This is a genomic window from Streptomyces sp. NPDC001858 (genome assembly GCF_053594615.1).
This window is the reverse complement of the sequence record NZ_JBSFEV010000017.1, coordinates 142,811-157,834: the sequence shown is the minus strand read 5'-3', so window position 1 is coordinate 157,834 and position 15,024 is coordinate 142,811. Positions and strand designations below refer to the sequence as shown.

General features: G+C 71.9%; 10 protein-coding genes. 7 read left to right on the top strand and 3 right to left on the bottom strand.

Annotation, left to right across the window (positions count from 1 at the left end):
- Positions 1-244 precede the first annotated feature (244 nt).
- A complete protein-coding gene (locus ACWCPF_RS24035; RefSeq protein ID WP_451047115.1) occupies positions 245-1,372 on the top strand; it encodes a glycosyltransferase family 4 protein in 1,128 nt (375 codons plus the stop codon).
- 25 nt (positions 1,373-1,397) lie between these two features.
- On the opposite strand, the gene ACWCPF_RS24030 is transcribed toward ACWCPF_RS24035, so the two are convergent.
- The 3 genes from ACWCPF_RS24030 to ACWCPF_RS24020 all read right to left on the bottom strand — a co-directional run bounded on the left by ACWCPF_RS24030 (position 1,398) and on the right by ACWCPF_RS24020 (position 6,451).
- The gene (locus ACWCPF_RS24030; protein ID WP_451047114.1) at positions 1,398-3,041 is read right to left on the bottom strand and encodes a PucR family transcriptional regulator; all 1,644 of its coding nucleotides are present in this window, start codon (positions 3,039-3,041) and stop codon (positions 1,398-1,400) included.
- Positions 3,042-3,101: 60 nt separating this feature from the next.
- Positions 3,102-4,484 (bottom strand): FAD-binding oxidoreductase, encoded by a 1,383-nt coding sequence (locus tag ACWCPF_RS24025; protein ID WP_451047113.1) that lies wholly within the window; start codon positions 4,482-4,484, stop codon positions 3,102-3,104.
- Positions 4,485-4,648: 164 nt separating this feature from the next.
- A complete protein-coding gene (locus ACWCPF_RS24020) occupies positions 4,649-6,451 on the bottom strand; it encodes a glycoside hydrolase family 15 protein (RefSeq protein ID WP_451047130.1) in 1,803 nt (600 codons plus the stop codon).
- 469 nt (positions 6,452-6,920) lie between these two features.
- Between ACWCPF_RS24020 and ACWCPF_RS24015 the strand changes: the two genes are divergently transcribed.
- The 6 genes from ACWCPF_RS24015 to ACWCPF_RS23990 all read left to right on the top strand — a co-directional run bounded on the left by ACWCPF_RS24015 (position 6,921) and on the right by ACWCPF_RS23990 (position 15,016).
- Positions 6,921-8,585, top strand: coding sequence for a CTP synthase (locus ACWCPF_RS24015; RefSeq protein ID WP_451047112.1), 1,665 nt, complete (start codon positions 6,921-6,923; stop codon positions 8,583-8,585).
- A 180-nt stretch (positions 8,586-8,765) separates the two neighbouring features.
- On the top strand, positions 8,766-9,392 hold the full coding sequence (locus ACWCPF_RS24010) for an NUDIX domain-containing protein (RefSeq protein WP_451047111.1): 627 nt from the start codon (positions 8,766-8,768) through the stop codon (positions 9,390-9,392).
- Positions 9,393-9,572: 180 nt separating this feature from the next.
- Entirely contained in the window at positions 9,573-11,654 is a 2,082-nt protein-coding gene (locus ACWCPF_RS24005; protein WP_451047110.1) for a tetratricopeptide repeat protein, read from the top strand.
- A gap of 137 nt (positions 11,655-11,791) precedes the next feature.
- Positions 11,792-12,916: an alanine dehydrogenase gene (gene ald, locus ACWCPF_RS24000; RefSeq protein ID WP_451047109.1), complete on the top strand. Its 1,125-nt coding sequence runs from the start codon at positions 11,792-11,794 to the stop codon at positions 12,914-12,916.
- A gap of 400 nt (positions 12,917-13,316) precedes the next feature.
- A complete protein-coding gene (locus tag ACWCPF_RS23995; RefSeq protein WP_451047108.1) occupies positions 13,317-14,453 on the top strand; it encodes a ParA family protein in 1,137 nt (378 codons plus the stop codon).
- A 41-nt stretch (positions 14,454-14,494) separates the two neighbouring features.
- Entirely contained in the window at positions 14,495-15,016 is a 522-nt protein-coding gene (locus ACWCPF_RS23990; protein WP_451047107.1) for a hypothetical protein, read from the top strand.
- Positions 15,017-15,024: the final 8 nt, after the last annotated feature.

Sequence of the window (15,024 nt, the reverse complement as noted above, 5' to 3'; positions counted from 1 at the left end):
GAACGCTCGGGATGGTCGGACGGGGCTCGGGTATTCGAACGGAACCCTGATGTCCTTCACCCGTGTGGGTGGTGCAGGGGGGTGTGTCGTTGGGTGGGTGGGGGCTGGGCGGCACGGAACACCCGTGCGTGCTGGCATCCTTGGGCGTAGTACGTGGAGGAACGTCAGCGGTCCACCCCTCCGCACGGTCCCCTCTGTACGTTTCTTCGTGACCGTCCGACGCCGAACCAGGAGCCCCGGCCACGTGAGCAGCCACTCACCGCACGGCCAGTCGTCGCTGCGCACCGTGCAGGTGCTGGGCGGCGGCAACGCCGGCAGCAGCGCGCACGTGCGCTCCCTGGCCTCGGGGCTGGTCGCTCGGGGCGTACGGGTGACCGTGTGCGCCCCTGCGGAGGCCGATCACACCTACGACTTCACGGGCGCCGGAGCCGAACACGTGCACGTGCCGCGTAGCAGCGACCCGGGGTCCGTCGCGGCGCTCCGGGCGGCCTGCACGGACGCCGACCTGGTCCACGCGCACGGGCTGCACGCCTCCTTCCGCGCCGTCCTCGCGCTGAGCGGCCGACGCACCCCGCTTGTCGTCACCTGGCACAACCGCGCGCATGCCGAGGGCGCCCGCGCCCATCTGCTGCGGCTGCTGGAGCGGCGGGTCGCGCGGACGGCCGCGGTGGTCCTCGGCACCACCTCCGACCTGGTCGACCGGGCCCGCCGGACGGGCGCCCGCGACGCGCGGCTCGCCGCCGTGGCGCTGCCCGGGCCCGGCCGGGGCGAGGGCGCCGAGGAGTCCGAGCTGCCGCCCCCGAAGATGCGGGCCGAACTCGGAGCCGTCGACCGCCCGTTGCTCATGGCGGTCGGCTCGCTGGACCGGCACCGCGGCTACGACCTGCTGCTGGACGCCTCGCGCGCGTGGCGGCGGCTGGACCCCGCGCCCCTGCTGGTGATCGCGGGGGAGGGGCCGCAGCGGGCGGAGCTGCAACGCCGTATCGAGGACGAGGAGCTGCCGATCCGGCTCGTCGGACGGCGGGACGACGTGAGCGATCTGCTCACCGCCGCCGACCTCGCGCTGCTGCCCGGCGGCGGGGAGTCCCGCTCGGTCCTCGCCCAGGAGGCCCTGCACGCGCGGGTGCCGCTCGTCGCGGCCCTGGCGGGCGGCATCCGCGAACTCGTCGGCGACGCGGCCGAACTGGTGCCGCCGGACGACGCGCAGGCCTTCGCCGCCGCCGTCGAACGACTGCTCTGCGATCCCGAACGGTCCGAGCTGCTGCGGGACCTGGGCAGTCGGCAGGCGGCGACCTGGCCCACCGAGGACGAGACGGTCGCCCAGGTGCTCAGCGTCTACGACGAGCTGACCCGGCCCCGGCCCATGATCTGAGCCGACCCGACCCGACCCAGGCCGGTCACGGTACGTGTCGGCGGGCGCGCAGGGCCAGGCTCAGCGCCAGGACCGTCTGCGGGTCGTCGAGGTCGGTGCCGAGCAACTCGCCGATGCGGGCGAGGCGGTTGTACAGCGTCTGGCGGTTGAGATGCAGTTCGCGGGCGGTCTCCGCCTTGCGGCCGGCATGCGCCAGATAGGTCTCCAGGGTGGGCAGCAGGGGCGGCTTGGAGCGCTGGTCGTGGTCGCGGACCGGGCCGATCGCGCGGTCCACGAAGGCCGCCAGATCCGGGTGTTCGCGCAGCCGCCACAGCAGCAGGTCGATGTCCAGACGCCGGGCGTCGTACCAGGGGCGGTCCGGCAGGCCCTGTGCGGCGGTCGCCGTCTCCGCCGCGTGTCTGAGACCCGCCGAGGCGGCCGCCCAGCCGCCCGCGACCCCGACCACCACCACCGGCGGCTGCGCTCCCGGCCGCCGCATCCCGGCCCGCTCCACCCCGGCCCGCAGCGCGGCCCCGACCCGGTCCGCGACCGCCGACCGCTCCGACTCCGAGCGCAGCCCCAGCAGCACCGGCACCCGGCCCTCCACCGGCCGCACGCCCAGCAGCACCGGCATGCCCAGCGACGCCAGCTCCTCCGCGACCGCCCGGGCCAGCACCGCCCAGCCCCCGCCCGCGGAGGGGCCGTCCGCCAGCCGCATGACGACCGGGAGCAGCGGGCCGGCGCCCGGCCGGAAGCCGAGGACGCGCGCCTGCGCCGGAGCGTCCTGGGCGGCGATCCGGCCCTCGGCGAGGTCGGTCAGGAAGTCGCCCCGCCCACGCGCCGCGAGCTCCTCCTCCTGACGGGCCTGCATCAGCACCACGGCGAGGATCTGGGCCGTCCGCTCGGCGGCGATCCGGTGCACGGGTGCGAGCGGGGCGCGCACCGGCAGCAGCACGAGCCGGGCGCGCACCGAACCCGCCCCCGGCCCGCCCCCGGGCACGTCCACCAGCACCGAACCGGCGGGCGGCGGCACGTCCTTGTGCGGGCCGCGCAGCCCCTCCCACACCTGGAGCGGATCCGCGCCCTCCGGACCGGCCCCGGCCGCGTACAGGAGCCGGCCGTCGGTCGTCTCCAGGAACACCGGGTTGCCGCTGAAGTCGGCCAGGATGCCCAGCACCTGCGGGATCCCGCCGCCGCCGAGCAGCGCTTCGGTGCAGCGCCGGTGCACCTCCTCCGCCTGCTGCAGCAGCGCGTAGTGGCCGTTGACGATCTCGGTGTGGACCTCCTCCGTGACCGCCACGAACGGGACCTCGCGGTGCAGTTGGACGAGCGGGAGCCCGGTCGTGCGCGCCGTCTCCACCAGGGACGCGGGCAGCCGGGTGAAACGCGGGCCCAGTTCGATCACCAGGGCCGCGATGCCCCGCTCGGCCAGGGTGCGCACGAACGCCCGCTGCTCGGCCGGACGGGTGCCGAGGCCGTAGCCCGTGGTCAGCAGCAGCTCACCGCCCTTGAGCAGGGAGGCGATGTGCGGGACCTCGCCCGCGTGCACCCAGCGCACCGTGCGGTCCAGCCGGTCGCCGCCCGCGAGGATCTCGGGGAGCCCGCTGCGCAGTCCGGGCAGCTCCAGCGCGCGCCGCACCGTGATGCCGGCGCCCCGGCCGGCGAATCCGTGCTCCGTACGGCTGTCCATGCAGCGGACGCTACCTGCGCAGACGTTCCGGCAGCATCCCCGCAACGGGTCGGACGGGCCCTAGGCCGGCCTGATGTTGTGGTTGAAGCGGAACACGTTGTCGGGGTCGTAGGACCGCTTCACGTCCGCGAGCCGCCGGGCGTTCTCGGCGCCCACGCCGGCCACGACCCGGTCGGCGCCCTCGTCGCCGATGAAGTTGAGGTAGACCGCGCCCGTGCTCCACGGCCGGGCGTCGGCCCGCACGTCCCGGACCCACTGGACGCAGCGCGCGTCGTCGGCCGGGTGCTCCCAGAGCCCGAAGGGGTGCACGCCCCACGGCGCGTCCCGGTAGGGGACCGGGTACTCGTGCGGTCCGGCCGCGATCGCCCCGCCCTGCGGGAACAGCGCGTGCAGGGTGCCCGACGGCACGGGCAGGGACTCCCCGCGGGCGCAGTAGACGTCCACGTAGTCGTCGGGCGCGCCGGTCAGGTACTCCGCCGACCAGTAGTTCCGCATGCCCGGCGGGTCGTCGAGCATGCACTGCACGTCCACGTACGGCATCGCGCCGACGACCGCCGCCTCGTGCGGCAGCGCCAGCAGCGGCTGGGCCAGCTTGCGCAGGTCGTCCTCGCCGCCGGCGTACGTGAGCAGCGCACCGCACAGCAGGCTGCCGACGAGGTGCGGCGGGACGAAGTCCGCGGGCGGGCCGCAGAGATAGAGCATCGCGCCGCTCGCTTCGTCGGGGCCCGCCGTGATCACGTCCCGGTAGGTGCGGGTGACCTCGGGGCCGAACTCCGGCCGGTACAGCAGCAGCGCGATGGAGAACTCGGGCAGTTCGTGCAGCTTCAGGGTGAGCGCGGTGGCGACGCCGAAGTTTCCGCCGCCGCCGTGCAGCGCCCAGAACAGGTCGGCATGGTCGTCGGCGCTCGCGTGGATGCGTCGGCCGTCGGCGGTGACCACTTCGACGCCGAGGAGGTTGTCGACCGCGAGGCCGAAGCAGCGGTCCAGCCAGCCGGTGCCGCCGCCCAGGACGAAGCCGCCGACGCCGGTGGTGGAGGCCCGGCCGCCGGTCGTGGCGAGGGCGTGCGGCCGGCAGGCGTGGTCCAGGTCGCTCATCGTGGCCCCGCCCGCGATCCGCACCGCCTCGGCGGCGGGGTCGACGGTGACCGCGCGCATGTGGCGCAGGTCCACCACCACGGCCCCGTCGCCCAGGGCCATGCCGGCGACGCTGTGCCCGCCGCCGCGCACCGCGATCGGCAGATCGAGGTCACGGGCGAAGCGCACCGACCGCACGACGTCGGACTCGTCCACACACTGGGCGATCACGGCCGGACGGCGGTCGACCATGGCGTTGAACACCGCCCGGGCCTCGTCGTAACCGGGATCCTGCGGGGCGAACACGTCGCCGACGAGATCCTCGCGCAGCGCGGCCAACGCCGCGCCCGCTTTCGACGGGGAGGCCATGGGGCGCCCCCTTTCGTACAGGGGCTGTGACCTATCCAGCCTAAGCGCTCCGCTGGGGGTGCCGCGATCTGCCGTCGTTTTGCTGCGGCGCCGTCGTGGCTGGTCGCGCCCGCGCGGCGGAGCCGCATATGTCAGCGCCCCGCGCCCCTTCGGGGCGCTCGTGTTCAGCCGCCGTAGGCGCCGGATGCCGTCAGGCGCAGTGCCGTGTCGATCAGGGGGACGTGGCTGAAGGCCTGCGGGAAGTTGCCGACCTGGCGTTGCAGGCGCGGGTCCCACTCCTCGGCGAGCAGACCGAGGTCGTTGCGCAGCGAGAGCAGCTTCTCGAAGAGCTTGCGGGCCTCGTCCACCCGGCCGATCATCGCGAGGTCGTCCGCCATCCAGAACGAGCAGGCCAGGAACGCGCCCTCGTCGCCGGGGAGGCCGTCGACGCCCTCCTCGCCGCCCGAGGTGGGGTAGCGCAGGATGAAGCCGTCCTCGGTGGACAGCTCGCGCTGGATCGCCTCGATGGTGCCGATGACCCGCTTGTCGTCCGGCGGCAGGAAGCCCATCTGGGGGATGAGCAGCAGGGACGCGTCCAGTTCCTTCGAGCCGTAGGACTGGGTGAACGTGTTGCGTTCCTTGTCGTAGCCCTTCTCGCACACGTCCCGGTGGATGTCGTCGCGCAGCTCGCGCCAGCGCTCCAGCGGGCCGTCGGCGTCGCCGGACTCGATGAGCTTGATCGTGCGGTCGACCGCGACCCAGGCCATGACCTTGGAGTGCACGAAGTGGCGGCGCGGGCCGCGCACCTCCCAGATGCCCTCGTCCGGCTCGTCCCAGTGCCGCTCCAGGTAGCGGATCAGCTTGAGCTGGAGCAGGGAGGCGTAGTCGTTGCGGGCGAGGCCCGTCATATGGCCCAGGTGGAGGGCCTCGGTGACCTCGCCGTAGACGTCCAGCTGGAGCTGGTGGGCCGCGCCGTTGCCGACCCGGACCGGGCCGGAGTTCTCGTAGCCCGGCAGCCAGTCCAGCTCGGCCTCGCCCAGCTCGCGCTCGCCCGCGATGCCGTACATGATCTGCAGGTTCTCGGGGTCGCCGGCGACCGCGCGCAGCAGCCACTCGCGCCAGGCGCGGGCCTCCTCGCGGTAGCCGGTGCGCAGCAGCGAGGACAGGGTGATGGCCGCGTCGCGCAGCCAGGTGTAGCGGTAGTCCCAGTTGCGGACGCCGCCGATGTCCTCCGGGAGGGAGGTCGTCGGCGCGGCGACGATGCCGCCGGTGGGGGCGTACGTCAGGGCCTTGAGCGTGATGAGCGAGCGGATCACGGCCTCGCGGTAGGGGCCGTGGTACGTGCAGTGCTCGACCCACTCGCGCCAGAAGTCCTCGGTGGCCTGCAGCGACTGCTCGGGCTCCGGCAGCGGGGGCGGCTGCTTGTGCGAGGGCTCCCACGAGATCGTGAACGCGATCCGGTCGCCGGGGGCGACGGTGAAGTCGGCGTAGGTCGTCAGCGACTTGCCGTAGGTCTCGCAGTCGGTGTCGAACCACACCGAGTCGGGGCCCGCGACGGCCACCGTGCGGCCCTCGTGCTTGTGCACCCAGGGGACGACCCGGCCGTAGGAGAAGCGCATCCGCAGGGTGGAGCGCATCGGGACGCGGCCCGAGACGCCCTCGACGATCCGGATCAGCTGGGGCGCGCCGTCACGGGGCGGCATGAAGTCGATGACCCGGACCGTGCCGCGCGGGGTGTCCCACTCGGACTCCAGGATCAGCGAGTCGCCCCGGTAGGTGCGCCGGGCGGACGTCGGCGGTTTGGCGTCCGCGGCGTGCGCGGGGCCGAGGCGCCAGAAGCCGTGTTCCTCCGTGCCGAGCAGACCGGCGAAGATCGCGTGCGAGTCGAAGCGGGGCAGGCACAGCCAGTCCACTGTCCCGTCACGGCAGACCAGGGCAGAGGTCTGCATGTCTCCGATGAGTGCGTAGTCTTCGATGCGCCCGGCCACGTGCAACTCCAGTCGAACGGCCACGTCACCCCCGTGTGGAACGGGGGCTGTCGCTAGTGCGGTCAAGGGGTCGTTTGTAATGCGTCGTTGAGCGCTGAAGCAAAGCAGCCGCTCAGCCGAATAGGCAAAACGCCGATTATTGCTCAACGAACTGACGAGCTCTCGTTGTTCCGGTGGGATACGGGCTGGGGTGTGCCGTCTTACCGGCCGGGCTCGGCAGCGAGTGTCCGAGCAGGATACGACGCACGTAGATGATCTGCGTGCCGCTCTCGGCAACGTGGGTGAGCCGAACGGGTGAGCACCGGGTGAGAAGCCGGTGCCGGAGCGCCCTGCTGTGGCGGCCCGTGCGCGGAGCGTGGCCGGAAGCCATCTCCCCGAGGCGCTGATACCCTGGTAGCCCGTGGACCGGTGGTCTCGAAGCCCCCGAACCGCACCCTCGAATCGCGACCACGGGAGCCCCCTCTTGGCCATGACGCCCAAATCCACGACGACCAAGCACATCTTCGTCACCGGGGGTGTCGCCTCCTCGCTCGGCAAGGGTCTGACGGCCTCGAGCCTGGGCATGCTGCTCAAGGCGCGGGGTCTGCGGGTCGTGATGCAGAAGCTCGACCCGTATCTGAACGTCGACCCGGGCACGATGAACCCCTTCCAGCACGGCGAGGTCTTCGTCACCAACGACGGTGCCGAGACGGACCTGGACATCGGCCACTACGAGCGCTTCCTCGACCGTGACCTCGACGGTTCCGCCAATGTCACCACCGGTCAGGTCTACAGCACGGTGATCGCCAAGGAGCGGCGCGGCGAGTACCTGGGCGACACCGTCCAGGTCATCCCGCACATCACCAACGAGATCAAGCACCGCATCCGCCGGATGGCGACGGACGAGGTCGACGTCGTGATCACGGAGGTCGGCGGCACGGTCGGCGACATCGAGTCGCTGCCGTTCCTGGAGACGGTCCGCCAGGTCCGGCACGAGGTCGGCCGGGACAACGTCTTCGTGGTTCACATCTCTCTCCTGCCGTACATCGGCCCCTCGGGCGAGTTGAAGACCAAGCCGACCCAGCACTCGGTCGCCGCCCTTCGGAACATCGGTATTCAGCCAGACGCGATCGTGCTGCGCTGCGACCGCGAGGTGCCGACCGCGATCAAGCGCAAGATCTCGCTGATGTGCGACGTCGACGAGGACGCCGTCGTGGCCTGCCCCGACGCCCGCTCGATCTACGACATCCCGAAGACCGTGCACCGCGAGGGTCTGGACGCCTACGTCGTCCGCAAGCTGGACCTGCCGTTCCGCGACGTGGACTGGACGACCTGGGACGACCTGCTCGACCGCGTCCACAACCCCGACCACGAGATCACCCTGGCCCTGGTCGGCAAGTACATCGACCTGCCGGACGCCTATCTCTCGGTCACCGAGGCGCTGCGCGCCGGCGGCTTCGCCAACAAGGCCCGCGTGAAGATCAAGTGGGTCACCTCCGACGACTGCAAGACCCCGGCCGGAGCCAAGGCGCAGCTCGCCGACGTGGACGGCATCTGCATCCCGGGCGGCTTCGGCGACCGCGGCGTGCTCGGCAAGGTCGGCGCGATCCGCTACGCCCGCGAGAACAAGATCCCGCTGCTCGGCCTCTGCCTCGGCCTGCAGTGCATCGTGATCGAGGCGGCGCGCAGCCTGGCCGACATCGCCGACGCCAACTCCACCGAGTTCGACTCCGCCACCGCCCACCCGGTCATCTCCACCATGGCCGAGCAGCTCGACATCGTGGCCGGCGAGGGTGACATGGGCGGCACCATGCGGCTGGGCATGTATCCGGCCAAGCTGGCCGAGGGCTCCATCGTCCGTGAGGTGTACGACGGCAAGGAGTACGTCGAGGAGCGGCACCGGCACCGGTACGAGGTCAACAACGCCTACCGCGCGGAGCTCGAGAAGAAGGCGGGCATCCAGTTCTCCGGCACCTCCCCGGACGGCAAGCTGGTCGAATACGTCGAGTACCCCCGTGACGTCCACCCCTATCTGGTCGCCACCCAGGCCCACCCCGAGTTGCGCTCGCGGCCCACGCGGCCGCACCCGCTGTTCGCCGGTCTGGTGAAGGCGGCGGTCCAGCGGACGGTCGAGGCGGGCAAGGCTTCCGAGTAACACACCAGTTGTACGGTGGCCGGGGTGCATCCCTTCAAAGGTGAGCGCCCCGGCTTCTTTTTTCCTTTTTTATTTGGCCGGTTTTCGTCTTCGGTCGATTTCGCGTCCGGTTTTGCGGCCGGTCTCGTTTTGTACATGTGGTTTGTACACGTGGTTCGTATGTGTGGAAGGGCAGAGGGCATGACGATCAAGGACACTCCCGAGGCGTGGGAGATCCGGGCGAGCGAGACCCCGTTCGTGGGCAACAAGACCTCCGTCCGCACGGACGAGGTGGTCATGCCCGACGGCTCGGTGGTCCGCCGGGACTACCAGGTGCACCCCGGTTCCGTGGCCGTCCTCGCCCTCGACGACGAGGACCGCGTCCTGCTCATCAAGCAGTACCGCCACCCCGTGCTGCACAAGCTCTGGGAGATCCCGGCCGGCCTGCTCGACGTGCCCGGCGAGAACCCGCTGCACGCGGCCGAGCGCGAGCTGTACGAGGAGGCCCACGTCAAGGCCGAGGACTGGCGGGTGCTGACCGACGTGTACCCGACCGCGGGCGGCTGCGACGAGTCCGTACGCGTCTTCCTGGCCCGGAACCTGTCCGAGGCCGAAGGGGAGCGCTTCGAGGTCGAGGACGAGGAGGCCGACATGGAGTACGCGCGCGTGCCGGTCGAAGAGCTCGTCCGGGGGGTGCTCGCGGGCGAGCTGCACAGCAACTGCCTCGTCGTGGGCGTCCTCTCGCTGGTCGCGGCGCGCGGCGGCGACGGCCTCGACGCGCTGCGCCCGGCGGAGGCGCCCTGGCCGGCCCGGCCGTTCGAGGCGTGAAGCCGCCCCGCGGGCCGGATCCCCGCCCGGTGTGACCATCGGCTGATCCGATCGGGGGATGTCTCGGTCGTGGCCCGCCGTGCTCCTCCCGGAACGTCGCAGAGCGTGAACTAGGCTCTGGAATCGCCCGATCCGGAGTCCCGGCGGGCTTGCGCGTGCGGTGGGACGGGAGTGTGGCCCGTGACGGATCAGGCAGTGGACACAGGCGGCGTGCAGCTGTCCGGACACGCTGCGACAGAGGGCCATTTCCTGGGCCGTACCCGGGAGTTGAAGGAGCTGCGCGCCGACATCGAACGCGCGGGGCTGGACACCATCTCCGGGAAGAAGGCCCCCCGCGCGCGGGTCCTGCTCATCGCCGGCCGGCCCGGCTCCGGCCGTACGGCGCTGGCCGAGGAACTCGTCCGCCAGGTAGCCGACCGCTACCGGGACGGGGTGCTGCGCGCCCGCCTCGCCGAGCCCGACGGCACCCCCGTGCCGGTCGACCGCGCCGCCCGCGAGCTGCTCGCCGCGCTGGACGTGCCGACCCCGCCCGGCGCCGACGAGGACGATCTGGCGGCCATCCTGCGCGAGGCCCTCGCCGAGCGGCGCGTGCTGCTCCTGCTCGACGACGCGGCCGGCGCCGAACAGGTCGACGCGCTGCTCCCCGACACCCCCGAGTGCCTGCTCGTCGCCGTGTCCGCCGGACCGCTCACCGGCATCGCGGACGTCCGCCCCTGCACCCTGGGCGGCCTGGACACCAAGTCCGCCCTCGAACTGCTGACCCGCTACACCGGCTCGGTCCGCATCACCGTCGACCCGCTCTCCGCCGAGGGCCTCGTGGAGGCCTGCCAGGGCCAGCCCGCCGCGCTGAACCTGGCCGGCGGCTGGCTCGCCGCCCGCCCCAAGGCGGCCGTCGCCGACCTCGCCAAGCAACTCCACGCGGAGGGCGACGAGGGCACCCCGCTCAGCCGGATCTTCCGGCTCGTGCACGCCGCGCTGCCCGCCCCGGCCGCCCGGATACTGCGACTGCTCAGTCTCGCCCCGGCCGGCCTCGCCGACCCGCACACCGCCTCCGCGCTGGCCGGCTGCTCGGTCGGCGCCGCCCGCACCACCCTGGACGACCTCACCGCCATCGGCCTGCTGCGGGCCGTGCCCTCCCCGCTGCCCCAGTACGAGGTACCGGGCTGTCTGTACCCCCTGCTGCGCGCCGCCGCCGAGGTCCACGACCGTCCGGCCGAGCTCCAGCTGGCCCGCGCCCGCATGCTGGAGCGCACGGTACGGCTGCTGCAGTCCTGCCGGGCCATCACCGAGACCGACAACCCCCAGGCCCGGGAGAAGCTCCAGGGCATGCCCAGCGCCCTGCGCTTCCCCACCCCGCGCGCCGCCGCCGAGTGGCTGAGCGCGCGCCGCCCGGCGCTGCTCGCCTCGGCCCGGCTCGCGGTCGCCGACGGGGAGCTGGACACCCTCGCCCGCCGTCTGATGTCCCAGCTGGTCCGGGCGATGGTCGCGCACTTCGGCACCCAGGCGGCCGCGACCGACCTGTACGGCGTCCATCAGCTCGTGCTGGACGTCGCCGAGCGCCGCGGGCTGCCCCGGGAGAAGGCCGCCGCCCTGCTGAACCTCGCCGACGTGGACGCCCGCACCGGCCGCACGGCCGCCGCGCTGGTGCGCTACCGGGCCGCGCTGGACGCCGGACGCGAGGCGAACGACCCCTACGCGATCGGCCGCGCGATGGAATCCGTAGGCGGCGCGCACCTGGAGCTCGGGGACTACGACCGGGCCGCCGACTGGTTCGGCCGGGCCCTCGCCCAGCGGCTGGCCCGGGACGAGCGCCCGGACGCCGCCCGCCTCTACGGCCGCATCGCCACCGCGCACACCTACGCGGGCCGCTACGGCGAGGCGCAGCGGGCCTGGCGGGCCGCCGTCTCCGGGCACCGCAAGAACGGCGATGTCGGCGCGCACGCACGGGCGTTGAGCGAGCTGGCCAGGGTCCAGGAGTACGCCGGGCGCCCCGCGGAATCGCTGCGCACCTGCCAGGAGGCCGTGGAGTGGGCCAGGCGCGCCGAGGACACGCGTCTGCAGGCCGCGGTGCAGCTGAGGCTGGCCGACACCCTGGAGCGCCTCGGCGACCCGACGGCGGCCCGCCTGCACCGGGGCGCGGCCGAGCGCATCCTGGGAGAGGAGCTCCCGGATCGAGGGCTCCCGGACCGCGATCCGGAGCCGGAAAAGCCGGAACACGGCGCTAACACCTGCGAAATCCGTAGTGCATCTGCTGAAGATTGATGCAATGAAAGGCTAGACAGGGGGAACGCCTTCATTAGACTGGCTCTGCCGCACTTTCTCCTGCGGTGCGTCCCGGTGTGCCGTATACCTCCGGGAATGTCTTGTGCTGTGCCCCCACACCCCCTGAGCCAAGGACCGTGATCGACGTGAAGGTCGGCATCCCCCGCGAGGTCAAGAACAACGAGTTCCGGGTGGCCATCACCCCCGCCGGTGTGCACGAACTGGTGCGCCACGGGCACCAGGTCGTCGTCGAACGCAACGCCGGTGTCGGCTCCTCCATCACGGACGAGGAGTACGTGGCCGCCGGCGCGACGATCCTCGGGACCGCCGACGAGGTGTGGGCCACCGCCGACCTGCTGCTGAAGGTCAAGGAGCCCATCGCGGAGGAGTACCACCGCCTGCGCAAGGACCAGACCCTCTTCACCTACCTGCACCTGGCCGCCTCCAAGGAGTGCACGGACGCCCTCGTCGAGTCCGGCATCACGGCGATCGCCTACGAGACCGTCGAGCTGCCGAGCCGCGCGCTGCCGCTGCTCGCCCCGATGTCCGAGGTCGCCGGCCGGCTGGCCCCCCAGGTCGGCGCCTACCACCTGATGCGCGCCAACGGCGGCCGCGGTGTGCTGCCCGGCGGCGTCCCCGGCGTGCTGGCCGCCAAGGCGGTCGTCATCGGCGGCGGCGTGTCCGGCTGGAACGCGGCGCAGATCGCCGTCGGCATGGGCTTCCACGTGACCCTGCTCGACAAGGACATCAACAAGCTCAAGGAGGCGGACAACGCCTTCGGGACGAAGATCCAGACCGTCGTCTCCAACGCCTTCGAGCTGGAGAAGGCCTGCCTCGACGCGGACCTCGTCATCGGCGCCGTCCTGATCCCGGGCGCCAAGGCCCCGAAGCTGGTCACCAACGAGCTGGTGTCCAGGATGAAGCCCGGAAGTGTCCTTGTCGACATCGCCATCGACCAGGGCGGCTGCTTCGAGGACTCCCGTCCGACCACCCACGCGGAGCCGACCTTCCCGGTCCACAACTCGGTCTTCTACTGCGTCGCCAACATGCCCGGCGCGGTCCCCAACACCTCGACCTACGCACTGACCAACGCCACGCTGCCCTACATCGTCGAACTCGCCGACCGGGGCTGGGTGGAGGCGCTGCGCCGCGATCCCGCGCTGGCCAAGGGGCTCAACACCCATGACGGCAAGGTCGTTTACCGCGAGGTCGCGCAGGCGCACGGCCTGGAGCACGTGGAGCTGAGCACGCTTCTCGGCTGAGCCTCGCCGCTAAGTCACCTTTTCGTAAAGGCGATACGTCAACTTGGCGTGTCAATCACACATGACCGGCCGGACCTTGCCCGCAAGGTCCGGCCGGATGTGTGTATGGTCACTTTGCGGCTCTCGGCCAACTCGCCTCGAACGTAACCCTTCGACCGATTCGCACACCGGTGAAACCTGCCGTGCGACGGCCGTACGCCCTTGACAGCGGGATGTTTCATTGCCGACACATCGGGCCGGGTCCGGCGGATTGTGTTGCTGCGAACGCCCGACACGCCATAGAGTCGCCGACTGTCGGCATGGTGCCACGCTGACCTTGTCTAGAAGTTTCCTGGTCACCAAGGAGGTAAGACGACTTGTGAATGAGTCGACATTTGCTCCCGGGGGTGGTCAACCAGGAATGCCGTTGCGGGACCCGGGTCCCGTGGGGCTCGAGGCTGTCGGCTCCGTCGCTGTCCGAACCTTCGCAGCCCACCAGAGCCGGAGCAGCCCCCATATGGCTCTGTCAGCACACCAGAGCATGGATGGCCATCACGTGAACGCCATGGCCGGCGACGGAAGTGGCGCGCCCCACAACCACTTCGCCGACTACGACGAACTGCCCGACGGGCACTTCTACGACCCCGATGCCGAGTACGAGCCGGATCCGGAGTACGCGGCCACGCTCGCGCCCGACGCGGCCCGACAGCGCCGTGAGCGCGTCGGTCCGACCGGACGCCCGCTGCCGTACTTCCCGATCCCGGGCCCGCTGACCCATCACGGCCCCGCGACGATCATCGCGATGTGCAACCAGAAGGGCGGCGTCGGCAAGACGACGTCGACCATCAACCTGGGTGCCGCGCTCGCGGAGTACGGACGACGCGTGCTGCTCGTGGACTTCGACCCGCAGGGCGCGCTGTCGGTCGGTCTCGGCGTCAATCCGATGGAGCTCGACCTCACCGTCTACAACCTGCTCATGGAGCGGGGCATGGCGGCCGACGAGGTGCTCCTGAAGACCGCGGTCCCCAACATGGACCTGCTGCCCAGCAACATCGACCTGTCGGCCGCCGAGGTCCAGCTGGTCTCCGAGGTCGCGCGCGAGTCCACGCTCCAGCGTGCGCTCAAGCCGCTGATGGACGACTACGACTACATCGTCATCGACTGTCAGCCCTCGCTCGGCCTGCTCACCGTCAACGCCCTCACGGCCGCCCACAAGGTGATCGTGCCGCTGGAGTGCGAGTTCTTCGCCCTCCGAGGCGTGGCGCTGCTGACCGAGACCATCGAGAAGGTCCAGGAGCGGCTCAACCCGGATCTGGAGCTCGACGGCATCCTCGCCACGATGTACGACTCGCGCACCGTGCACAGCCGCGAGGTGCTCGCGCGGGTGGTCGAGGCGTTCGACGACCACGTCTACCACACGGTCATCGGGCGCACGGTCCGCTTCCCGGAGACCACGGTCGCCGGTGAGCCGATCACCACGTACGCCTCCAACTCCGTCGGCGCGGCCGCCTACCGTCAGCTCGCCAGGGAGGTGCTCGCCCGGTGTCACGCCGAGTGAGTCTGCCGGGGGCCGACGAACTCTTCCGTACGACAGGGGGAATGGCGCTTCAGCCGTCCGCGCCCCGGCGCCCCGCCAACGGTGAGGCCCGGGTGCCCGGGCCGGCCGGTGAGAGCGACGGGGTGGCGGCCGGCGGCGCGGAGGACGCGCCGCAGTCCGTGCCCGCGCAGGGCGGCGACGGCGAGGGCGCCGAGCATGTGGCGGCCGACGCCGGCCAGAGCGGCGCCGGGGAGTCCCGCACCAGGGGCGCCGCCGGGGAGCGCACAGAGCGCCGTCAGGACGCGCAGGAAGGTTCTGCCGCCGCCGACGGCCAGTCCCGCAAGCGCGGACGGCAGGCGGCCCGCCGGCCCAGCGGCCGGGAGCGGCACGACGAGAAGATCACCGTCTATGTCTCCGCCGAGGAGCTCATGGACCTGGAACACGCACGGCTGGTGCTCCGCGGCGAACACGGTCTGGCCGTGGACCGCGGGCGCATCGTCCGCGAGGCGGTCGCCGTGGTCCTCGCCGACCTCGAGACCCGCGGGGACGCCAGCATCCTCGTACGACGGCTGCGCGGGCGGTAGCGGTAGCC